The organism is Campylobacter curvus (genome assembly GCF_013372125.1).
Classification (GTDB): Bacteria; Campylobacterota; Campylobacteria; order Campylobacterales; family Campylobacteraceae; genus Campylobacter_A; species Campylobacter_A curvus.
The window spans coordinates 673,658-695,904 of sequence record NZ_CP053826.1 but is presented as its reverse complement, the minus strand read 5'-3'; the positions used below and the strand labels follow the sequence as shown (position 1 = coordinate 695,904).

General features: G+C 43.8%; 26 protein-coding genes. 14 read left to right on the top strand and 12 right to left on the bottom strand.

Features of this window, described 5'->3' with window-relative positions:
• Positions 1-87: 87 nt before the first annotated feature.
• Positions 88-1,779 (bottom strand): methyl-accepting chemotaxis protein, encoded by a 1,692-nt coding sequence (locus CCVT_RS03385; RefSeq protein WP_018136737.1) that lies wholly within the window; start codon positions 1,777-1,779, stop codon positions 88-90.
• A gap of 172 nt (positions 1,780-1,951) precedes the next feature.
• Here CCVT_RS03385 and CCVT_RS03380 point away from each other — a divergent pair, with 172 nt between their 5' ends.
• The gene (locus CCVT_RS03380) at positions 1,952-2,179 is read left to right on the top strand and encodes a hypothetical protein (RefSeq protein ID WP_169765119.1); all 228 of its coding nucleotides are present in this window, start codon (positions 1,952-1,954) and stop codon (positions 2,177-2,179) included.
• 122 nt (positions 2,180-2,301) lie between these two features.
• Here the strand turns inward: CCVT_RS03380 and CCVT_RS03375 are convergent, their stop codons facing one another.
• Genes CCVT_RS03375 through CCVT_RS03345 form a run of 7 tightly spaced genes read right to left on the bottom strand, consistent with a single transcriptional unit; the run spans position 2,302 to position 8,002 of the window.
• Entirely contained in the window at positions 2,302-2,565 is a 264-nt protein-coding gene (locus tag CCVT_RS03375) for a FlhB-like flagellar biosynthesis protein (RefSeq protein WP_009650354.1), read from the bottom strand.
• Positions 2,565-4,211: a flagellar hook-length control protein FliK gene (locus CCVT_RS03370; RefSeq protein ID WP_018136740.1), complete on the bottom strand. Its 1,647-nt coding sequence runs from the start codon at positions 4,209-4,211 to the stop codon at positions 2,565-2,567. The genes CCVT_RS03375 and CCVT_RS03370 overlap by 1 nt, the downstream gene beginning before the upstream one ends.
• A gap of 10 nt (positions 4,212-4,221) precedes the next feature.
• A complete protein-coding gene (locus CCVT_RS03365) occupies positions 4,222-5,460 on the bottom strand; it encodes an MFS transporter (protein WP_018136741.1) in 1,239 nt (412 codons plus the stop codon).
• Positions 5,450-6,082: a hypothetical protein gene (locus CCVT_RS03360; protein ID WP_018136742.1), complete on the bottom strand. Its 633-nt coding sequence runs from the start codon at positions 6,080-6,082 to the stop codon at positions 5,450-5,452. The genes CCVT_RS03365 and CCVT_RS03360 overlap by 11 nt, the downstream gene beginning before the upstream one ends.
• Positions 6,079-6,351 carry an AtpZ/AtpI family protein gene (locus CCVT_RS03355; RefSeq protein WP_018136743.1) on the bottom strand — a complete coding sequence of 91 codons (273 nt, stop codon included), beginning with the start codon at positions 6,349-6,351 and terminating at the stop codon, positions 6,079-6,081. The genes CCVT_RS03360 and CCVT_RS03355 overlap by 4 nt, the downstream gene beginning before the upstream one ends.
• Positions 6,351-7,634 (bottom strand): glutamate-1-semialdehyde 2,1-aminomutase, encoded by a 1,284-nt coding sequence (gene hemL / locus CCVT_RS03350; protein WP_018136744.1) that lies wholly within the window; start codon positions 7,632-7,634, stop codon positions 6,351-6,353. The genes CCVT_RS03355 and hemL overlap by 1 nt, the downstream gene beginning before the upstream one ends.
• Positions 7,631-8,002, bottom strand: coding sequence for a c-type cytochrome (locus CCVT_RS03345; RefSeq protein ID WP_018136745.1), 372 nt, complete (start codon positions 8,000-8,002; stop codon positions 7,631-7,633). Before CCVT_RS03345 ends, hemL begins: the two co-directional genes overlap by 4 nt.
• Positions 8,003-8,085: 83 nt before the next feature.
• Between CCVT_RS03345 and folD the strand changes: the two genes are divergently transcribed.
• From folD to CCVT_RS03330, 3 genes are read left to right on the top strand one after another with little or no spacing between them, the layout of a single operon-like run.
• The gene (gene folD / locus CCVT_RS03340; RefSeq protein ID WP_018136746.1) at positions 8,086-8,952 is read left to right on the top strand and encodes a bifunctional methylenetetrahydrofolate dehydrogenase/methenyltetrahydrofolate cyclohydrolase FolD; all 867 of its coding nucleotides are present in this window, start codon (positions 8,086-8,088) and stop codon (positions 8,950-8,952) included.
• Positions 8,953-8,954: 2 nt separating this feature from the next.
• Positions 8,955-9,815, top strand: coding sequence for a signal peptidase I (lepB, locus tag CCVT_RS03335; protein ID WP_009650015.1), 861 nt, complete (start codon positions 8,955-8,957; stop codon positions 9,813-9,815).
• The gene (locus CCVT_RS03330; protein ID WP_018136747.1) at positions 9,802-10,452 is read left to right on the top strand and encodes a site-2 protease family protein; all 651 of its coding nucleotides are present in this window, start codon (positions 9,802-9,804) and stop codon (positions 10,450-10,452) included. Before lepB ends, CCVT_RS03330 begins: the two co-directional genes overlap by 14 nt.
• Positions 10,453-10,548: 96 nt before the next feature.
• On the opposite strand, the gene CCVT_RS03325 is transcribed toward CCVT_RS03330, so the two are convergent.
• Positions 10,549-11,970, bottom strand: coding sequence for a DUF4139 domain-containing protein (locus CCVT_RS03325; RefSeq protein WP_018136748.1), 1,422 nt, complete (start codon positions 11,968-11,970; stop codon positions 10,549-10,551).
• A gap of 165 nt (positions 11,971-12,135) precedes the next feature.
• On the opposite strand from CCVT_RS03325, the gene CCVT_RS03320 reads away from it, so the two are divergent.
• The 10 genes from CCVT_RS03320 to CCVT_RS03275 all read left to right on the top strand — a co-directional run bounded on the left by CCVT_RS03320 (position 12,136) and on the right by CCVT_RS03275 (position 18,605).
• On the top strand, positions 12,136-12,447 hold the full coding sequence (locus tag CCVT_RS03320) for a DUF883 family protein (protein ID WP_018136749.1): 312 nt from the start codon (positions 12,136-12,138) through the stop codon (positions 12,445-12,447).
• Between the two features lie 39 nt (positions 12,448-12,486).
• Positions 12,487-12,876, top strand: coding sequence for a phage holin family protein (locus CCVT_RS03315; protein ID WP_026175493.1), 390 nt, complete (start codon positions 12,487-12,489; stop codon positions 12,874-12,876).
• A 50-nt stretch (positions 12,877-12,926) separates the two neighbouring features.
• Complete coding sequence (locus CCVT_RS03310; protein ID WP_169331154.1) at positions 12,927-13,151, top strand: hypothetical protein; 225 nt, start codon at positions 12,927-12,929, stop codon at positions 13,149-13,151.
• Positions 13,152-13,198: 47 nt separating this feature from the next.
• Complete coding sequence (gene rpiB, locus CCVT_RS03305) at positions 13,199-13,648, top strand: ribose 5-phosphate isomerase B (protein ID WP_018136752.1); 450 nt, start codon at positions 13,199-13,201, stop codon at positions 13,646-13,648.
• The gene (locus CCVT_RS03300) at positions 13,645-13,977 is read left to right on the top strand and encodes a membrane protein (protein WP_009650005.1); all 333 of its coding nucleotides are present in this window, start codon (positions 13,645-13,647) and stop codon (positions 13,975-13,977) included. The genes rpiB and CCVT_RS03300 overlap by 4 nt, the downstream gene beginning before the upstream one ends.
• A 17-nt stretch (positions 13,978-13,994) precedes the next feature.
• Positions 13,995-14,543 carry an adenine phosphoribosyltransferase gene (locus tag CCVT_RS03295; protein ID WP_018136753.1) on the top strand — a complete coding sequence of 183 codons (549 nt, stop codon included), beginning with the start codon at positions 13,995-13,997 and terminating at the stop codon, positions 14,541-14,543.
• A gap of 1 nt (position 14,544) precedes the next feature.
• Positions 14,545-15,150, top strand: coding sequence for a DedA family protein (locus CCVT_RS03290; protein WP_018136754.1), 606 nt, complete (start codon positions 14,545-14,547; stop codon positions 15,148-15,150).
• Positions 15,128-16,579, top strand: a complete 1,452-nt coding sequence (locus CCVT_RS03285; protein ID WP_018136755.1) for a leucyl aminopeptidase — start codon at positions 15,128-15,130, stop codon at positions 16,577-16,579. The genes CCVT_RS03290 and CCVT_RS03285 overlap by 23 nt, the downstream gene beginning before the upstream one ends.
• A complete protein-coding gene (ychF, locus tag CCVT_RS03280; protein ID WP_018136756.1) occupies positions 16,579-17,682 on the top strand; it encodes a redox-regulated ATPase YchF in 1,104 nt (367 codons plus the stop codon). Before CCVT_RS03285 ends, ychF begins: the two co-directional genes overlap by 1 nt.
• 368 nt (positions 17,683-18,050) lie before the next feature.
• Complete coding sequence (locus CCVT_RS03275) at positions 18,051-18,605, top strand: YagU family protein (protein ID WP_009650074.1); 555 nt, start codon at positions 18,051-18,053, stop codon at positions 18,603-18,605.
• A 252-nt stretch (positions 18,606-18,857) separates the two neighbouring features.
• Here CCVT_RS03275 and CCVT_RS03270 read toward each other — a convergent pair whose 3' ends face one another.
• The 3 genes from CCVT_RS03270 to CCVT_RS03260 form a co-directional block, all read right to left on the bottom strand.
• Complete coding sequence (locus CCVT_RS03270; RefSeq protein WP_018136757.1) at positions 18,858-19,661, bottom strand: phosphatidylserine decarboxylase; 804 nt, start codon at positions 19,659-19,661, stop codon at positions 18,858-18,860.
• A gap of 4 nt (positions 19,662-19,665) precedes the next feature.
• On the bottom strand, positions 19,666-20,778 hold the full coding sequence (locus CCVT_RS03265; RefSeq protein WP_018136758.1) for a metallophosphoesterase: 1,113 nt from the start codon (positions 20,776-20,778) through the stop codon (positions 19,666-19,668).
• A gap of 96 nt (positions 20,779-20,874) precedes the next feature.
• Complete coding sequence (locus CCVT_RS03260; protein ID WP_018136759.1) at positions 20,875-22,242, bottom strand: multiheme c-type cytochrome; 1,368 nt, start codon at positions 22,240-22,242, stop codon at positions 20,875-20,877.
• Between the last annotated feature and the right edge of the window lie 5 nt (positions 22,243-22,247).

The following is a 22,247-nucleotide window of genomic DNA, read 5'->3' as shown; positions in this document are numbered from 1 at the left end:
AGTCGTTTGGAATAAATTTACCTAGTCTCTGTCATATCCAAAGCCGAAATTTCAAAATTTCGGCTTAGATTTTATCGATTTATCTGGTCATGTTCTAAATTCGCCCAGTTTGGCGTTTAGAGTATCGGTCATCTTATTTAGATGCTCGGCTGCACTTGCTATCTCTTCAACGCTTCTTGCATTTTCTGTCGAGATAGAGTTGATACCGTCGATATTACTTACTATTTCGTCTATGCTCTTGCCTGTGTTTATGTAGTCTTGTATCGTTTTATCAGATAGCCCTATCGCGCTACTCATCACTTCGCTCATGACTTTGATGGTCTTTTCAACATCGCTAGCGACATTTGTAAGCTCTTGTATCTGTTTGGAATTTGCACTCATCTGTTCGCTAGAGTCTGATATCGCTTGGACTATGACGTTTATGGTCGCGTTTATCTCTATCAGGCTCTTTTGAGTCCTTTCTGCAAGCTGCCTGACCTCATCGGCGACGACTGCAAATCCACGTCCATGCTCGCCCGCTCTAGCAGCCTCGATAGCAGCGTTAAGAGCTAGTAGATTTGTCTGATCGGCTATATCGTTTATCACGACGAGGACTGATTTGACCTGCTCTGCATCACGGCTTAGCTGATCTATCTTGCCAGCCATTTCGTTTTCGGTTTGAGCGGTCTGGACTATCTCGGATGTCAAATTTGAGATCGATTTAGTAGCTTCATCTACATATCCTAGCGCCTTTTGCAGATCGTCTTTGCCGTTTTGAGCTATCTGGATAGACTCTTTCATGCCTGATTGTATCTCGTTGCAGTCCTTACTGGTTTTGCTCACTATCGTCGTAGAGTCCTCTACACGTTTGCCGGTTTGAAGCGATGTCGAGCTAAGCTCGTTTGCGATAGAGGAATTTTCAGAAGATAGGTGCTTAGCGTCAGATATCAATATCCTTACTTTTTCTATGAAATTATTTATCGCTTCGCTTGCTTGGGCTATCTCGTCTTTGCCGTTTACTTCAAGCTTTCTAGTCAGATCGCCGTCTCCGCTTGAGAGGTTGTTCGCTCTGTCTATGAGCTCATTGAGCGGTCTAGTGATAGAAAATTTAGAATAAAGTATAGTCGCGATCAAAGATATTACCATTATGATGATGGCGACCATCACAAACATCTGCATACCTTTTGCCGCATCCGCTTCCATATCTTCTACTATCTTATCGGCTCTTTTATAGGCGTCTTCAAGATCGGCTATCGATACAAGAACAACATCTTCGCCAAATAAATTTATACCAAAACTATCGCCAAGTCTTCTTGTATGTTTTCCATCTTTTGCAACAAAGGTAAATTCCACAAATTCATCTTTATCTGAAGTTTGAATAAGCTTTTCTATATATTTAAGTCCGTTCGCATCCGTTGCATTTATCCTGCTTTGCCCGTTAAACTGAGGGTTGCCTGGATTTATGATCGTATTGCCTTGTTTATCATACACGCTGATATAGTTTTTATTGCCCGCACCAAACCTAATCGATTCGATGTATGCCAAGATATCCTTTTTTATATCTTGTTGGCTTTTGCCGCTATCTATAAATTCTTTTTGAACCTTTGATATTAGCGTAGAAACTATCGTTAGCTCCTCGCTCAGAGCTACCTTTTTGCCGGTTATTACGGCTTTTACGAGCTCGTCTTCGGAAAATTTAATCGTTTTATCTTGTTCATAGTTGTTTAGGGCAACTAGTGCAACAAGCAAAACAACAAGTGATGAGACTATCATCACCATAACTTTTGTTGAAATTTTCATTCAAACTCCTTTATGTTACAAATTTTATAAACTCGGCAGATTATACATCAAAAAACAAAAAATAAATTAAAAGTAAAAAATATATTTTTGTTTTATTATATTTATATTTTAAAAATTCCTAAAAAGTTATAAGATAAAATTTTGTATAATCTGCATAAAAAGGAATGAACAAATGCCAAAACTTGACAAATTAAAAGAGCAATTAGGCGTATTAAAATTTTGGTTAGGCACTATAGTGGCGATCATAGTCGGTATAATCGGCTATACATTCGCAAATTTTCAAGGTCTAAATTCTATGCAGATAGTAGTCGAGTTGCTATCACTCATACCACTTTGTATAATCGTGGTCGTCATAAATATAGCCATAAATAACAAACTAGACGAGATAGAAAAGGAGTAAAACATGGAAATCAAAGAAATAATCGTATCTATAATGACATTAGGCGTCTTTTGGGGCATTGCGTATTTAGCGCTAAACTCCGTTAGACGTATGGATAAAAACAAAAATGTAAAGGCGTGATGTTATTTTTTATTCGTCACCTTATACAAGAAGCTGAAAATTTCGGCGACAGCCTTATATAAATTTGGCGGTATCTCTTGATCTATCTCGACTTTACTTAAAATTTCTATTAAATCGGGGTCTTCTTTGATCGGTATCTCGTGTTCGCGAGCGAGGGAGATTATCTTGTTTGCTATCTCGCCAGAGCCTGTGGCTAGGACTTTTGGAGCGCTATTTTTCTCGCGATTATAGCCAAGCGCGACCGCCTTTTTCTTAGACACTTGCATCAGATCTTCTTATCAAACCCCACGTCAAATCCGCCGAAATTCTTAAATTTCTGCCGAATTTGCGTTTTAGGCATCGCTTTTAGATTGAAATTCGAGACTATGAGCCCAAGCTGCGAGATCGCCTGCTTTAACTCGCTAGCCCCATTTGAGATTAGATTTTTAAATTCGCTCGTTTGCGTGGCTACCGAGATATCGATGTAGCGCTTATCGATCAGTCCTACCATGACGTTTACTTGGCCGTATTTTTTAAAATTTAGATCGATTTGCGCGTAGTATTTGTCTTTTTTGCCGCGCTTAAAAGCTACATTGCCGCCCTCCACGCCGTCCCAAACGTAGGGCATATAGGTTTGTATGCCTCCTTGCAAGCTGGAGACTACTTGATGTATCTCGATTTGAGAGAGCATTTTATTAGCCATTTGGCTTATTTGCGGATTTTGACTCTTTTCACTGATCGATAAAAGAGTGCTTTTTACATCGCCGCTTAGCGCCTTTGCGACCTCGGCGGAATTTTTTTGAGTGATATTTGTTATATCGTTGGATGCTAGTTTTAGCTGCTTTAAAAGCGCTTTACTCTCGTCTAAATTCGCCTTTGCAGCGCTTGCGCTAGCGTCTGCAAAATTTAGCGTCTGCGCCAAACGACGGGCCGCACTTTGGAGTTTATCTTGTAAGCTAGCCTCGTTAGAGCTACCACTTAACGCCTTAAATTCTTTGACGAGCCCCGCCTCATCACCTATATCGTTTAAAAATTTCAGATCCTTTTGCAAGGCTTCAAGCGTCGTTCTTAGCTCCTTGTGGTTAGAGCTAAAGCCAAAATTTTGATTTAGCTTTTCGTTTGCCAGACCGCCTATTTTATCTTTTAAATTTGAGACGAAATCAAGCATTTTTCCTACTTGCATTTTTATATTATCGGCGTTTGGATCTTTCGCGCTCATTTTATCTAAAAATTTCGAGACATTATCAAGCTTATTGACATCGCTTAAAAGCGCCTTGATATTTGAGTTATTGAGTGTATTTTGAGCTTGATTTTTGGTGTTTTCCAAGACCGTGCTAAGCTTTGAAAAAGAATTTTGATTGTCCAAATTTTCATCGTTTGCAAGCGTCAAAATTTCATTTAGCAGATTTTGATTGCCTAAATTTTTGATGTCGCTTAGCAGTTTTTGGATCGATGATGGCAGCTTTTCGCCGCTTAACGCATCCTTTAAATTCGCCTCCAGCAGCACGCCCGAGTTTTTTATCTGCTCGTTTAGCGGCGCATTTTTTAGCTCGGCGATAGGTTTTAAAAACTCCTTCAGCTTTAGTGCGAGCTCTTTTAAACTCGCATTTTGCTCGGTATCGCCTTCGCTCTCAAGAGCCTTAGCCAAAGACTGCAGGTCGTTTGAGAAATTTGGCGCTATGCGCGTATCCTTGGCTTGTTCTAATATCTGCTCGGTCTTTGTGATGCTGGCGCTGCTTTTTAGCTCGTCAAGCACGCGTGCAACGAGCTTGCCGACATTATCAAGCGCATTTTGAACGCTCTGTTCGCTTACGCTTTGAGGCGTGGGCTGGTTTTTAAAAAGCCCTCCTTGAGGCGTCTTTACCGCACCTTGTGCGCCTGAAGCGCCGCTTTGGACGGCTGTTTGAGTGTTTATATTGTTTAAAATTTCCATCGTTCGCTTTTTATTTTTCTACATCGGCTAAATTTTGCTTTACGTTTAGGCTGCTTATCGCACTGGTGCGAGCGACATGCTGTTCGTTGTAGTTCTTGCGAAGATAGGACGGAACGGTCTTTTGCGTCAGAGCAAAGATTATAAGAAAGCTAAAAACGACCAAATAGACATAAATAAAGCCAAAAGCTCCAAAATACCTCATGCTAGCGCCCATCAACATAGGCGAGGCGAGTGAAGCGAGCGAGTAGCTAAAAAGTAGCGCTCTTGCCACCTGCACGCTTTGCGTCTTGTCCGTGATCTCGTCGTTTGCGCGCGCTATGGAAAGCCCGTATATGCAAAATATCCCGCTACCAAAGAAAAATGCGAGGATGTATTGCACCGTGAGGTTGTGCTCGTTTAGCAAAAACAGTAGCGCAGAGACGAGCGCTACGCAGCTTGAGGCGATGATGGCCGGTCTGCGGCCAAATTTATCAGAAAAGCCGCCTATCACGAGCTGCACGCTAAAGCCGCCAGCCATCGCGATCGTCATAAAAAACGAAACCTCTTTGGTGCCGTATCCTTGAAGCAGCACGAACAAGCTCGCCATAGAAAAAAAGCCATTCACCGCTATGCCGGCGACCAGCGCGCCTACGAGCGCAAGCGGCACGATGCCTAAAATTTTAGGTATGTTGATGCTTTGCTTTTGCGGTATCTGCGGCTGTTTGATGCGGATGAGATTTAGCGGGATACTTGAGATCATTATGAATGCGGCGCTTATTATGAAAATTTCAAAGCTACTAAGATCGAGTGCCAGTATCAATATGCCAGCGCCAAAACTCGTGTAAAAAACGCCCTCGTAAAACGCCAGCACACGCGATCTGATGAAATTTGCAGTCTTTGCGTTCAACCAGCTTTCGATGACCATCAGTAGCCCGTAGTAGCAATATCCAAGGCAAGCACGCAAAAACGCCCAAAAATATAAATTTTGACTGAGGCTATGAAACATCGCCGAGACGCCAAAAACCGCCGTAAATATCGCAAATGCACGGATATGGCCGGTCTTTGAGATGATACGATGCGAGCTGATGGTGCTTATTAGCGCGCCGACAAAAAAGCAGGTATTGACAAGGCCGATTTGCATCTCGTCCACGCCCATCTTCTTAAGCTCCACGCCGCAAGAGGCGATGACTAGTCCGTTGCCGATAAAAAGCAAGCTCATACCCAAAAACAAAGGCAACATCGAGCGGATCGTGCGCATGCTACTTGACATCTGCGTGTCCTTGTATCGCGGGATTTGAGGCTAAAATTTGAAATTTCGATCGAGTGCTTTTTGTCTGCTCGTTTTGGCTAAAATTTAACTGCTTGCCGCCGGGTCCTGACACCGACTGCGCGTTATCGGCGCTTTCTTTACTAACAAAGCCAAAAACAAGCGCTCCAAGCGGCATAGGCGCTAGTCCTATCAAAAAGCCGGCGATGTCAAGCGCTCCTTTGCGATCTAACATCAAAAATCCCAAAAAAAGCACCGCATAAGCTAGCAGTCTATATGGCATGACCGCCGCCGTGAGGTTCATATCTTTTAAGCCAAGCTTTTGCTTTTTGAGCCTAGCTTTCTCGTCCTTGAGGCTAAAATTTTGCACTCCGGCCTCTTTTATGCCCTGCTCCTCTTCGTCCCACTCATCATCTATGTTTTGCATGGCTAAAATTTCATCTCGTCCGTTTTCTACGCGAGTCTCAACACGCTTTTTATATGCGCGAAAGCTAGCGGCCAGGATCAGCAAAGAGGCAAAAAATGCTACTTGCGAGCTAAGCAGGAATTTAAGCGAGATAAAACTGCCCGCCACGAGCAAAATCAGCCAAAAACAAAGATAAACGAGCGCGACTCTTTTTATCACTCATCGTCCTCATCGTCGTCTTTTAGGGGCTTATAGCGATTTTCATCTTTTAGCTCGTCAAGGCTTTTCATTTGAGACCTATAAGCCTTATAGACATTTAAGATCGCCGCCGCGACGCCAAGAGCAAGCCCACACCAAAGCGCAAAACCCCAGCCCGTGAGGCTTTTTATCCAGTAGCCAAGCCCCGTGCCAAGCGCGACCGCCACGACCATAGAAATACCGAGACTGAGCTGCTCGGCGCCAGAAACGATGTCTTTTAATTTAGCCATTATGCTTTTATCTCCCCAAAGGCTTCACGCGCTGCATTTACGGCAAAATCGATATCCGCTTCGCTCATAGGCTCGCAGATGAAGCCCGTCTCAAACTGGCTAGGGGCGAGATAGACGCCTCGCTTTAGCATGGCTGCGTGAAATTTAGCGAACAGCTTGGTGTCGCTTTTTAGCGCATCGTCATAGTTTTTGACCGCATGAGGCGTGAAAAAGTAGCCAAACATCGAGCCTCTGACGTTGGTTTGAAGCGCTGCTCCGGCCTCATTGGCCGCGGCTTTAAAGCCTTGCATCAAACGACGGGCTAAATTTTCAAGCTTGGCGTATAGATTCTTGCTTGCATTTATCTTTGAAAGTGCGGCTATACCCGCACTCATCGCGATAGGATTGCCGCTTAGCGTGCCTGCTTGATACACCGCTCCATCAGGGCTTAGGCAGTCCATTATCTCGCGTTTGCCGCCAAATGCAGCCGCGTTCATGCCTCCGCCGATAACCTTACCGAAAGTCACCAGATCAGCCAAAACGCCGTGATAAGGCAATGAGCCAAATTCCGACGCTCTAAAGCCGCTCATGACCTCATCTAGTATGAGTACCGCGCCAAATTTATCACAAAGTGCGCGAAGGCTTTGTAAAAATTCTTTATCGGCCGGCACAAGCCCCATATTTCCGGCGATAGGCTCGATGATGACGGCGCCTATTTTGCCGGGATTGCTTTTAAATATCGCCTCCACGCTCGCCGCGTCGTTATAGACTGCTAAGTAAGTGTTTCTCACGACGTCCTGCGGCACTCCACCGCTTGATGCGTTGCCATACGTGGTCGCACCGCTGCCCGCTTTTATGAGTAAAGCGTCCGAGTGTCCGTGATAGCAGCCTTCAAATTTTATAAGCCCGTCTTTTTTGCTGTATCCGCGAGCTACGCGTATCGCGCTCATGGTGGCCTCGGTGCCCGAGCTTACGAAGCGGATCTTGTCTAAATTTTCAAATTTCTCGCAGACCATCTTTGCAAGCGTCGTCTCGACCAGGGTCGGCGCACCAAAGCTAAGCCCCCTTTTTACCGCCTCGATGACCGCCTTTTCTATGTCAGCGTCGCAGTGCCCAAATATCAGCGGTCCCCAGCTCTGGATAAAGTCAAGATATTTCTTGCCCTCTATATCGTAGATGTATGCACCCCTGCCGTGATCGATGATGATAGGCTCGCCACCCACACTACCAAACGCACGCACAGGCGAATTCACGCCGCCTGCTATAAATCTCTTAGCCTCAATAAATGCCTCTTTATTCGTCATTTTTTTCCTTTTGGTTTATTTTGTTTGTTTAAACTTATCACGTATTCGTATAAAATTTTGCTCTCCTCGGCCGTTAAAAAATAGCTTGGCATAACGCCTTTTGGGCTATTTAGCGCCGCCTCGAAGCGCTCAAAATCAAGATCGTTTATCCGCGGTGCTCGCAGCTCGTCGTCTACTAGCTTGTTCGTTTTTTTATCAAAATGTTTAAATTTAGAGATGACGCTGCCTGTGCCGTTTGCGCCGTGACACTTGTCACAGCCTATGCCGCGCGGGTTTAGATAAAGCATCCTTGCGTATTCCATTTTGGTTATAAAATCGGCACTTTGCGCCAGCGAATACAAAGCGAAAATGCAAAAAAGCAGCCTCATCGGTTTCCTATTTTAAAATTTAATTAAATTTTGGATATCATACAATTTTTGTGATTAAAAGAGTATTTAAGCAAGGATAAATTATGAAAATTTTAGACGGTAAAGCTACCAGCGCAAAGGTCAAGGACGAGGTCAAAGAGCGAGCGAGCGCCCTTAAAAATGCAGGCATAGAACCGGCCCTCGCCGTTATCCTGATAGGTAGCGACAAGGCCAGTCAGACATATGTCGCCGCAAAGCAAAAGGCCTGCGAAGCCAGCGGTATCCGCTCGGTGATGCACAAACTACCACAAACCACCAGCCAAAACGAGCTTCTAGCGCTCATAAACGTTTTAAATTTAGACGACAGCATAGACGGGATTTTAGTGCAGCTGCCACTACCGGCGCACATCGATACGACGAGCGTTTTAGAGGCCATTTGGCCACAAAAAGACGTAGACGGCTTTCACGCCGAAAACGTAGGCAAACTAGTCAGCGGGCTTGATGGCTTCGTGCCTTGCACGCCGCTTGGCATAATGAGAATTTTAAAAGAGTATGGTATCGATGTAGCGGGGCTAAATGCCGTGGTCATAGGCAGGAGCAACATCGTAGGCAAGCCGATGGCAAGCCTACTGCTAAACGCCTCGGCCACAGTGACCATCACGCATAGTAAAACGCGAAATTTAAAGCAAATTTGTAGCACAGCCGATCTCATCGTAGCCGCCATCGGAAAGCCGAATTTCGTAACGGCCGATATGGTAAAAGAGGGCGCGATAGTCATAGACGTAGGCATAAACCGCCTGGACGGCGGACGCCTCGTAGGAGATGTGGACTTTGACGCGGTAGCGCCTAAGAGCTCCTTCATCACACCGGTTCCCGGGGGCGTAGGGCCGATGACGATAGCGATGCTACTTAGCAACACCATAAGATCGGCTCAAAACAGGGCTAAAAATCTAGGCATAGTAAAAGAGTGAAAATGAGAAAAATTTTTAATAAACTACATGAATTTTCGAGCAGCTGGACCGGCACGGTCATCATCGTTTTACTCGTCATTTTCTTTATCGCTCAGGCCTTTGTCATCCCGTCGGGATCGATGAAAAACACGCTCTTAATCGGCGATCATCTGTTTGTCAAAAAATTTAGCTACGGCGTGCCTACACCTAGGATACCGTGGCTGGAGATCAAGGTCTTGCCGGAATTTAACGGCAACGGACACCTCATAAACGGTGAAGGTCCAAAACGCGGCGATATCGTGGTATTTCGCTATCCAAACGACGAGAAAGTGCACTATGTCAAGCGCTGTTTTGCCGTGGGTGGCGACGAGGTCGTATTTGTCGAGAAGCAGACCTTTTTACGCCCGTTTGAAGGCGACGAATATATCCGCGCAAACTACGATGAAAAGGACATCGTCTCGCTTGACGGCAAGCTTTTTGTAAAAGAGCCTTATAAATTTAGCGGCATCCACTACGACCCTAAAGTAAATATGTTTGAGCAGATGCTTTACTATTTAAACGCCGGCAAACTCGCGATGAAGCCCGTTTTTATAAATTCTTTCAAGCCAAGCGAGCAGTATAATTTCAACGCGTTTTATTTTAAAGTGCCCCAAGATCAATACTTTATGATGGGCGATAACCGCGACCACTCTAACGACAGCCGCTTTTGGGGCAGCGTAGAGTATAAAGACATCGTTGGAAAGCCGTGGTTCGTGTATTTTAGCTGGGACGATAAATACCGCATCCGTTGGGAGCGCATCGGAAGATTCGTAGATACGATCCAAAACGATGAGAAATTTACGCAGTATGCACTAAAAGAGGCCGAAGTCGATGGACTTCACTGATTTTGACGCGGCTAAAATTTTAATCATAGTCGCATCACTCGTAATAGCTATCGTCGGACACGAGATAGCGCACGGTTTTGTAGCTTATAAATTTGGCGACACGACGGCTAAAAATTTAGGCCGCCTAAGCATAAATCCTATCCGTCACATCGACCCGCTAGGCACTATCGTCATACCAAGCGTGATGTATATGGCCACGGGACTTATGTTTGGCTGGGCAAAGCCCGTGCCGGTAAATATGAACACGGTCATCAAAAACGGCAGATACAAAGGCGCTATCGCCGTGGCGCTGGCCGGGATTTTATATAATCTCATTCTGACCGCGCTTGCGTTTTTGGCGTTTAAATTTGTAAAAACTACCATACCAAGTGAAATTTCGATGCAGTTTTTATACACTTTGCTGGCTATAAATTTGATCTTAGCCGTTTTCAATCTCTACCCTATCCCGCCGCTTGATGGCTCAAAGGCGCTTGAATACATTCTGCGGATATTAGGACTTGGTGCATTAGCCGATCGCTTTGCGGGACTACAAAGATACGGCTTTATCGCACTCGTCATCATCTTGGTATCGCCCTTTAAAGAGCAGTTTTTCTATCCTGTAGGATATGCTTTGGATCTAATGAATTCTTTGCTTTGACGGACTGATCGTTTATAGTCAGGACTTAAATTTAGCCTGTCAAAAAAATGAAATTTTAAAGAGCCGATCTAACCAAAGGGCCAAACGGCCCTGAATTTATTTTTTTACCTTCGTCAGTTCGTATGAAAACTCGATGTCTTTACTCTCGTTTGCCTTTAGCTCAAAGTCCCAGCTGACCCTGCCCTCACGGTCTATGCCGTTTTCTTTCGGCGTATTCTTGGTGCTTACTTTGATGTCTTCGTGCGTAGATATCGGCAGTCTCTCTTGCAAGGTCACGTTCCAAGCTAAATTCGAGCCGTTTTTCACGGTGTATTTGTAGGCTTCGGTGGTAGAGCTATTGTTGCCAAAAAACGACTCTTTGGTAAAGTCGTTTATCTTTTCTTTTTTTACGCTTATGAGATCGTTTTTACCAAAAAATATAGAATTTTCCTCACTTGGCACGACCTTTATGCCCTGTGTCTTAGCGATATTTACGCCGTCTATTTTGATCGTGGTATCGGCGTATTCTACGCTTTTAAGAGGGGTGAATTTCGCCCTTACATAAGCATTTGACGCTCCGTATCCATCGATAAAAATATCAAATTTAGCGTCTAAATTTTGCTTATCATATACAAAAGAGCCCTCTTCGTTTGATTTTAAATTTACATTTTTTATCCGCCATGAATTCGAAAGCGTGCTTTGAAAATTCTGACCCTGCACCTCTTTTGTCGAGCGGCTAAACTTTGCGCTAGCCATGTCATAAGCTTCGTTGGCCATAGGCGCAGCCGCCATTTCCAGCATCGGCTCGTCCTTGCCCTCGTACCACGGATAAAAATGTGACGGAGATAAATTTGAAGAATAGGCAAACGGATAAAGCGCGATCGTGAGGTTGTTTAGATCCTGACTGAGCGGATTTTTGATGACTAGACCTTGGATGATGTTTATCTTTTTGTTTGCCGTGTCGGCTAAAATTTTATTTTGTAAGCGCAGATCCACATTTACAGGATATGAGACTTTTACGAATTTTGGCCCGCACTCGAAGCTTAGATCAAGTCTTACGAAATATTTAGGGCTATATTTTTGTATCTTTGAATTTAGATCATTCATAGCCTCTTCTATCGCCGAGATTTCACTGAAATTTTCAAGCATCAGATTGTAAAATTTCCCGCTATTGTCCTTTAAAACGGCGATGTCTTGAACCTCTTTGCCAAGCGAGAAATCGCTCAAAAATTTGCTCTTGCTACTTAGCGCACTTAGCTTGTTTTTTAGGCGCACCAGCTCCTTTTTAGCCTTCTCGACCTCGACATAATCATCATCTTTAACGATCTCTCGCTCATTTAGCTTCAAGCTTCGCACTTCGCAAGATGCGCTCACGTCGATATCGTTTAGGGTCACGGGCTCAGGCAAATTTAGACTAAAAGAGCTTTTTTGATCCATAAAGCTTTGGTGTAAGAATACGCGATTTGCATACACTTCTATCAAATTTTCATCTGCCAACGCGCAAATAGCGAGCGTCGAGCTTAAAACTGCAGCCTTCACAAGAATCTCCTTGAAAAATTTTAACTAACATTATATCGGCAAAAATATAAAATTCCTCATATTCTATTAAAAAATTGTTGAATTTTTATATATTTTTGCATATTGATTTAAAATGAAATTCCTGATACACTTTCATTCATCACATACCAAAACAAAGGAGCGGTAATGAATACTCAGTTTGAAAAAAAACGTGAAGAGTTGCTAGGCGAAATTCGCGATATCCTCACAAGCGCAGAGGAGCTTTTCGACGAAAAGTCAAAAGCAGGATCAGAAGAGCTAAAGAGACTGAAAGAAAGCCTAAATTCTCGTATAGATAAGGCTAAACAGCGATTTGCCGTATTACAGGAAGACGCGATGAGCAACGCAAAAAATATAGCCAAACAAACCGAGTCTTTAGTGCAAGAAAATCCATATAAAGCTATCGGTGTGGCAGGTCTTATCGGCTTGTTACTCGGTGTGCTCATCAGCAAGAAATAGGCTGTCAAAATTTCAAGCGACCATTTTAAAGGATAAAAGATAAAAGCGATTCAAAATATTAAAAACACCTTAGTCACGATACTTGAACTAGCTCACATCCGCCTTGAAATGGCCTGCCTGGAAATCAGCGAACAAAAAGAAAGGTTGCTGGTAGCGATGATTTACATCTTGCTAGCGACCTTTTTCATTTTTACAGCGTTTATAAGCTTGCTTTTCGGGCTAAACGCGTTTTTAGAAAACACAGAGTCTAAAATTTCAGTATTTTTTATCATCGCTGTTATTTTTTTACTGCTGGCTCTTACGATGACCTTTTTTGTAGTCAAATTCTTTAAAAAACAAGCCTTTTTGAGCGATACGGTGTCCGAGATAAAACAAGACATTAAAGCGCTAAAAGAGATCATAAATCAACCTCGAGACACGCTAAGATGAAAGAGACGTTCAAGCTGGAAAAAGAGCTGCTAAAGATAAAAGGCGATGCCTTGCGTATAAAGCTATTTGCGCAAACTAATGCCACAAAAAAAGAAATTTTAGAGCCGTTTGACAAGCTAAGATCCCTTGGCTCATATCTGAAACCCCATATCTCAATCATTGTTAATCGACCTGATCGGCAAAAAGATCCTAACCAAGCGAAATTTCGCCTACTCGGTCATCGCATTAGCGGTATTTTATCTGATAAAAAGAAAGTAAATAAAATTTCTCTTTAATCCTATTTGCGCTATAATCCCTTGATTTTTAAATTTACGGAACATCCATGGACATAGAAAAAATCTTCATCGCGAGCGATCATGCAGGTTTTGAGCTAAAAAACGAGCTAAAAACGATCCTCTCAAATTTAGGACACGAAGTCATCGATCTGGGAACTAATGATGGCAAAACGAGCGTCGATTATCCTGATTTTGCACATTCGATGGCTAAAAATTTAGCGCCTAAATGCTACGGAGTGCTGATATGCGGCACCGGCATCGGTATCAGCATCGCTGCAAACAGACACCAAAATATCCGCTGCGCCCTTTGTCACGACGAATTTACCGCTCGTCTAGCAAGAGAACACAACGACGCAAATGTAATAGCCTTTGGCGCCAGAGTCATCGGCGCTGGCGTGGCTGGCGAAATGCTAAAGGTATTTTTTAGCACGGAATTTCAGGGTGGCAGACATGAGCGCAGAGTCGGCAAGATCGAGCCAAATAAGGAAATTTCATGATAAGTGACTGGCTATTTCTCACATTTTTGATCTGCGTTTGTATCTACCTAACGGTGATGGTTTTTTACTTTAAAACGCTTTTGAAAAAGGAGCGCACGACTAAAGACTTCATGAAAAACAACCTTCAAGATACAGAGATCGTCATACGAAAGCTTCAGATCCAGCTGCAAAGAAGTCTCGGAAATATCGACATCTTGACCGACGAACTAAACAAAACCAAAAACGACGTGACGTCGCTTCGCACTAGAAATTCTCAATACCGCCTCGAAAATGACAAACTTCGTCAGCGTATCCGCGAGCTAGAGGGCAAGATCGAAGCGCTACTATAAAATTCACAAGGACAAAAATGAAAGAGCTGAACAAAAAGGAAAAAGAGTATTTGCTAAATTCCATCAGGGCGGTAAAGGACTTTCCAAAGCCCGGTATCGTGTTTCGCGATATCACGACGCTTTTAAACGATAAAGAGGCGTTTAACTTTTTGATGGATCATTTGACTGCCAGATATGAAAATTTTGAGATCGATTTCATCGCCGGTATCGAGTCGCGAGGCTTCATATTTGGAGCTGCGCTGGCTGCGCGTTTGAGGCTACCATTTGTGCCGATACGAAAGCCTAAAAAGCTGCCCTATATCACAATCTCGCAAAAATATAGCCTCGAATACGGCGTCGATGAAGTGCAAATTCATATTGACGCATTTGGTGAAAAAGAGGGTGCGCGGGTGCTTCTCATCGATGATCTCATCGCCACTGGCGGCACGGCAAAGGCATCTGTCGAGCTCATCGATCAAACCAAAGCAAAATGCGTCGAGGCGTGCTTTCTCATCGATCTAAAAGAGCTCGGCGGCAGCGGCACTCTAAAAAAACTCACTAAAATTTACAGCGTATTAGAGATTTAAGATGGAAGAATTTTTCATAAAACTACTCACGGAGTACGGTTACATCATACTTTTTGTATGGTGTATAATGGAGGGCGAGATGGCTCTCATAATGGCTGGTATCCTAGCCCATACCACGCATATGCACATCATCGTCGCAATATTCGTTGCAGGTCTTGGCGGCTTTTGCGGCGATCAAATTTATTTCTATCTTGGGCGCTATAACAAAAAATACATCGCCAAAAAGCTCCACGCACAGCGGCGTAAATTTGCCATCGCGCATATAATGCTCAAAAAATACGGCTGGCCGATCATCTTTATGCAGCGCTATATGTATGGCTTTCGCGTGATAATCCCGCTTTGTATCGGCCTTACCGGCTATAGCGCGAAAAAATATGCTTTCATAAATTTAATAAGCGCTTGGTGCTGGGCGGCGATAACGGTCATACCTGCATGGATTTTAGGCGAGCATATACTTGAAATTTTAAAAGAGGCCAAAGAGCACTGGTATTTTGCCATACCTATCGTGCTGGTATTTTTGTCCGCTTTACTTTATATATTCAGGCGTATCGAAAATAAAATTTTATACGAGAGGAGACACAGAAATGCAATTTCAAATAATAAATAAAAAACTTAACGAAATAAAAGCCGATTTAGAGCTCGTTTTCGTCGTGGATAAAAATTTAAAGCATAAATTCATAAAAGATCAAAAGATCTTTAAATTTACAAACTATAAAGGCGACGGCGTGCTGCTTTTACCGGAGAGTGCGAGGCTTTACGTAGATGTAGCAAAGCTCGAATACAACGAGCTAAGGATCGCTGCGGCAAAGGCTTATAACGCTGTAAAAAATCTAAATATAAAAAGCATAAAGCTCGGATCATATCTGGTAGGATGCGGCAAAATGAGCTTTCAATGCCTTGTCGAGGGCTTTTTGCTGGGAGCGTATGAATTTGACAAATACAAAGAAAAAAAGCAAACTTGCGCATTAAAAGAGATAATCTTTAGCGCGGAAGAATTTGGCGGCGGCAAAGTAGATGTAGCAAAGGCCGAGCTTGGCTTTAAAAACGGCTCCGTCATCGCAGCTGCGACAAATTTCACCAAAGACATCGTAAATGAAATTCCTGAAATTTACACTCCCGTAAAGATGGCGGACGACGCGCAAAATTTAGCTAAAAGCCTAAAAAACGTCACTTGCAAGGTGCATGACGAGAAATTTTTAGAGAAAGAAAAGATGGGCGCATTTTTAGCGGTAAATCGCGCGAGCGTGCATCCGCCGCGTCTCATACATCTAACCTACAAGCCAAAAAACGCAAAGAAAAAGATCATCTTTGTCGGCAAAGGACTCACGTATGATAGCGGCGGGCTGAGCTTAAAGCCGGCTGATTATATGCTAACGATGAAAGCCGACAAAAGCGGGGCTGCGGCGGCGCTTGGGATCATAAAGGGCGCAAGCGAGCTGGAGCTGCCGTTTGAAATCCACGCCATTTTGGGTGCGACTGAAAATATGATCGGCGGCAACGCATATAAGCCTGATGACGTGCTGATCTCACGAAGCGGTGTAACGATCGAGGTTCGAAATACCGACGCCGAGGGCAGGCTCGTGCTGGCTGATTGCCTTAGCTACGCGCAGGATTTTAAGCCAGACCTTCTCATCGACATGGCGACGCTCACGGGTGCTTGTGTCGTGGGACTTGGCGAATACACAAGCGGCATAATGGGAAATAACGAGGAGCTAAAAAGCGAGTTTAAAGCAAAGGCGGCAAAAAGCGGCGAATACGCTACCATTTTAGAATTTAACCCGCACCTGCGTGAGCTTGTAAAAAGCCAGATCGCAGACATCTCAAACACCGCATCAAGTAGATACGGCGGAGCGATAACGGCGGGGATTTTTCTCGATAAATTTATAAAAGAAGAGTTTAAAGACAAGTGGATACACCTTGACATCGCGGGACCTGCGTATCTGGAAAAAGCATGGGGATACAACCAAGCGGGTGCGAGCGGCGCTGGCGTGCGGATGAATCTATACTACCTAAACGCGCTTGCAAAGGAGCTGTGATGGGGCTGGCAGTAGGTATCGTAGGGCTTCCAAACGTAGGCAAATCAACGACATTTAACGCTCTAACCAAGGCTCAAAACGCCGAGAGCGCAAACTATCCTTTTTGCACGATCGAGCCAAATAAAGCCGTCGTGCCGGTGCCTGACAAGCGCCTAAACGAGCTAGCAAAAATAGTAAATCCAAACCGTATCCAGTATTCGACTATCGAATTTGTCGATATTGCGGGGCTTGTAAAAGGTGCGAGCGGTGGCGAGGGGCTGGGGAATAAATTTCTCTCCAACATCCGCGAAACGGAGGTCATCTTGCACATCGTGCGCTGCTTTGAGGACGAAAACATCACGCATGTAGAAGGCGGCGTCGATCCCATCCGCGACGTGGAGATCATCGAGACGGAGCTCATTTTAGCCGACATCGAGCAGCTAAATAAAAAAATCGAGCGTCTAACGCGCGAAGCAAAGGCGAACGCAAAGGGCGCGAAAGAGACGCTAGCGGTGGCAAACGCGCTGCTGGCGCACCTAAATGAGGGCAAGGGCGCGAGTAGCTTTGCGGATAGAGAAAATGAAATTTATATAAATTTAAACAAAGAGCTTCGCTTGCTGAGCGCAAAAGAGGTGATTTATGGCGCAAACGTTGATGAAGACGGCATCGCACAGGATAATAAATTTGTCGAAGCTCTGCGAGAATTTGCCGCTCACTCGGGACACGAGGTCATCAAGCTTTGCGCGAAAATAGAAGAAGAGTTAATCGGGCTTGACGATGCCGAAGCGCACGAGTTTTTAAGCTCGCTTGGCACGAACGAAAGCGGACTGGAAAAGATCATCCGCACGGCGTTTGGCAAGCTAAATTTGATAAGCTATTTCACCGCCGGAGTGGTCGAGGTGCGCGCATGGACGATCACGAAGGGCTGGAAAGCCCCAAAAGCTGCAAGCGTCATCCACAACGACTTTGAGCGTGGCTTCATCCGTGCGGAGGTCATCAGCTACGAGGACTATATAGCGTGCGGAGGCGAAACGGCGGCAAAGGAAGCCGGTAAAATGCGACTGGAAGGCAAGGACTACATCGTAGCAGACGGCGATGTGATGCATTTTAGGTTTAATGTCTAAATTCAAAGCTCTTTTCTGACAGCGTAGGCAAATAGTATAAACGGATACATTTGCCTTACTGGTGTTTGCGACTAGTTCCTTGTGAAGTTGCAAATCAACCCAAAATAAACAAAATCTCGTCTTTAAAAGCAAAATGCAAAGCACGGTCTGCTCGTTTTAAGAGAAGGCCAAAATACCTCGAAAACTATGAGTAAAGTAAGGTAAAATCGTACTTTGTGGTTATTATCCAAATGCCGTTTTCGTTTTCCATCACTCGTAAGCAAATAAATGAAAAATTTTACAGTAAAAATGCGCATAAGCTCACCAATTAATAGCCCCTTAATATTATAATTATATAATAACAATTATTTTCAATACTAAGGAGAAAAATGTGTTTTACTGATCCTGCAAAACGTAGATACGGTCTCATGTTCTTGATAGGGATTTTAGCCGGGGTATTTGGAGCCATCGTAAAATGGGGATGGGAAGTGCCGTTTCCACCGCGCAATCCAAATGTATTTTTCCCAGTAGATGCGATGGAGCGCGTCACTCCGCCTAAAATTTTCCTAGAGCAGATCGGAGCCGCGACAGACTGGACTTACGTATTTTCGGGCGTGACACAGCCACTTTCGATCTTTATCGTGCACGTGCTTTTCTCGGTGGTTTTTGGTGTGATGTACTGCGTCATCGCTGAGGCTTGGCCGCGCATCAAGATGTGGCAAGGTGCCGTTTTTGGCATCGCGGTATATGTTTTAGCACATGTTATTGCCATGCCGCTTATGAAAGAGGTGCCACCTCTTAGCGAGATACCTTTTGACGAGAATTGTTCAGAATTTTTCGGTCATATCGTTTGGCTTTGGGGAATGGAGATCGTCAGACGGGATATAAGAAATCGCGTGACCAAAGAGCCCGACCCAGAGGCTGTTTGCTGCACGAAACACTAACTAAAGAGGCCGTTGAAGCTAGCCTTATAGCTACTTCAATGGCCTTATAAAAATCGACTCTGCTAAATTCTAAAATTTTAAATAGTCTAGGGTAACTAGATTTTACGAGCTAGTTTACCAACGCCGATTTTTCACTTCGCTACGAGCGATGCGAAGCAGAAAAATCGTGCTATATGTTCGGCTACTCGCTCCTGGAACATATAAGATTTGTGAAGCTTTCGTTTAAGGGCTTAAAACTTTTCTAAAATAGAGCTAAAATTTTATAAGCCCTATACTCTCGGCAAATTTAAGCTCTTTGCCTTCAAAAAGGTTATATTCTATGCTGCCATGCTCACTGATGATGACGATAGTCGAGCCAAGCTCGAAATTTCCAAGCCTATCACCCTTTTTAAATTTCAAATTCTCATACTCGTAAATTTGCGCGAAATCGGCCATAGCATTCGTTTGTATACGCTTGTCAAACACGAATTTCATCTTGCCAACATTTAGCGCACCCACAAAAACGAGCCAAAGTCGCCTACCGCCACTCATCTCGCACTCAAGCGCCACGCGTTCGTTTTTAGTGTATAGGCTTTCTACTTTTTTCAGCCACTTGACGGCGACGCTATAAAGCCTGCCCGGGATATAGACAGCCCGCTTTATCTGCAGGTCGCAAGGCGCATGGTAGTGGTGATAGTCTTTGGGGCTTAGATAGATGTTTGCAAAATCATACTGTGGATCGGTCGCCTCGCTCATGGCTGAGCCTAAAAGCTCCTTTATATCGTAGCTCATACCCTTTATACTAAAGGCCTTGTTTCGCTCGCTACTACCCACGCTAAGGCAAGTGCCGTCGCAAGGGCTGATGAAAATTTCATCAGCCGTGTCAAACTCACGTGGCTTTAAAAGCGAGCGTGTGAAAAGCTCGTTTAGACTCTTGTATTCGCTAACGTTTTTAAATTCGCTCATGTCGATTTTAAAAAATTTCACATATTGTGAATTTATGCGTTCTTGCACCGGCCTTATAAACTCAAACCTACTTATAATCCCGAAAATTCGTGAAAAGGTGTTGTCACTCATCGCATCATCCTCCCTTTAAGTTTAGTATCGCAACCTCGCTTGGCGCAAAGATCCTCACTGGCGGTCCCCAAAATCCGGCGCCACTGCTAACATAAATTTGCATTTTATCATTATGTTTATAAAGTCCGTGTAAATATCCTTGATCCAGCATAACAAGTAGCTGAAACGGGAAAATTTGCCCCGCATGCGTATGCCCGCAAAGAAGCAGATCGACATCTCGCGTCATAAATTTAGTAAATTTCGGCTGATGCGCGAGTAAGATCGTAGGCGAATTTTCGTCTATGCCCTCAAGTGCCTTGTCCAGGTCAGGCTCTAAGTGCTTAAACCTAACGCCAGCTAGATCATAAACCCCGACTAAATTTACGCCACCTACTTTGACATTTTCGTTGCCTAAAATTTTGACGCCAGTTTGATCTATCTTGGCTAATATTCCTTCTATCCCGTGATAGTATTCGTGATTGCCGGGCACGTAAAATGTACCGTATTTTGAACGTAGATCCTTAAGCGGATCTAAAAAATCCCCTATCTTGTCTGCGCTAAAATCTATCATATCTCCTACGATGACGACCATGTCGGGCTTTGTTTCATTTATCTGATAGACAAGAGTAGCTAAAAATTCCTTCTGCAAAAAATCGCCCAAGTGGATATCGCTTATCATGGCGATCTTTAAAGGAGCGCTCAAATTTTTTATTTTTATATCTACCTGGCGTAGTTTGGGCGGAGTAAGGGCGTTGAACATGCCCTTGAAAAAATATGCAAAAAGCAATATAAAAAAGGTGGCATCGAAACAAAATTTTATAAATTTACGGCGACTGGAGCTAAATTTAGTACGCCTGAAAATACTTCTTAAAACATCATAGCCCACACTTACTGCAAATAAAAATAGCGAAAAACCGATCAATGTGCCTGTGATGAGATAAAGCTCTACACTCAAGAAGCTAAATCTGATCTGCATGACGAAAATAAACTCGGCTACGGAGATGAAATATAAAAAATAACGTATATAACGCAAATAAGGCTGTAAAAACATGACCTTTTTTATGAAACGTTTATAAGAATAGAAATTTGTCAAAACGGAGAATATAAAAGCACCGATTATTATTCTTAAAAGGCCCAAATTTTTCCTTTAAATTTTGGCTGATTATATTAAATTTTATTAAATGGATGTTAGGAGATAAAAAGAGACGGGAAGCCCCGCCTCTTGGTTGAAAGATTAATGAGCTTTGCCGCTCTCGATTCTTTCTTTATATATCTTGCGAAGTTTTCTGATGTCATTTTTGACCTCAAATACTCCGTGCCAGTGTGAGTAGTCAGGTCCGCCCATCAATGCGCCTTGTCTCATACGGCGACCCTCGTGGTGCCATAAGTGATAGAACACATCTTGGAATTCGTCCTCCCAAGCATCTTCAAGCAATAAATTCTTAGCTTTTAGATCATCAAGCATTTTCTTGGCTTCATCGTAATATACATTATAAAGCTGAACTTGCTTATCACCCATAGCAAAGAAATTATCCGTATGCGTTGTCGTATGGCAAGTTTTGCATACTAGTTTCATCTCGGCACGTGCAGCCTCAGGGCCTTGAGGATTACCGGCTAGAGGTGTTCCTGTGTTTAGCTTGCCTGTTTTCCAATAATCATACGCCGCTTGCTCGTAGCCTTTTGTCCTTAGCTCGCTTCTTAGACCCCACAAATTCCATTTTAGACGTTGTGAAACGTTGTGAGTCGTTGTAGTCTCTCCGACACCGCTCATATGGCATGTAGCGCAAGTAGGAGCTCTAAAGTCAGGCACATCCCAAGTATCAGGAGCGCTGTCATATTTCCATGTGTTACCCTCTGAGTTGAAGATATGTCCGTGCATTGAGTTGTTATAGATCTCGATATCCGGGTGATCTGGTCCAAGGTGGCAAGATGCGCAAGCTGCAGGTTTTCTAGCCTCAGCTATACTAAATGTATGCCCGCTATGGCAAGATTTACAACTGCCTATACCACCGTCAGGATAAACATTGGCTATACCGTAGTTTGGCCAAGTCTCTTTTGTAGGTTTGTGATCAGCGTCTAGTTTGATGACGGTTCCGTGGCACTGAGTACAACCTGTCGCGTCAGGAGCCATTTTAAAGTCAGGATGATCTGCGCCCTCATAGTGATACATTAGTTTCACTATTGCAGGGTTAGCATACATTTGCATACCACCTCTTGCGTGACCACTCTTTGTGAATTGATCGACTTCGTTTTCATGGCATTTAGCACAGGTTTTAGGGCTAACAAGCATAGAAACGTGGTTGTTTGAGTCTTTTGGGTGCACCTTTACTGAAGCCATCGGGCTATCGGCAGCTACAGAGTGGCAGTCCATACAGCTTACACCTACGTGCGCGTGACGGCTATTTTTCCAATCGGCAACGATACCGGGCGTTTTTTCCGAGTGGCACTCGACACAGCTTTTTGACAAATCAGACATTTTGTGAGCGACTTTAATGTTTTTGATAACATTAAGGTTGATCGCTTCTGTCTTATTGCCATCAGTACCCGTAGCAAAGCCAAAAGATACTAAACAGGCTAATAAAATAGCAACTTTTTTAAACATCTCTC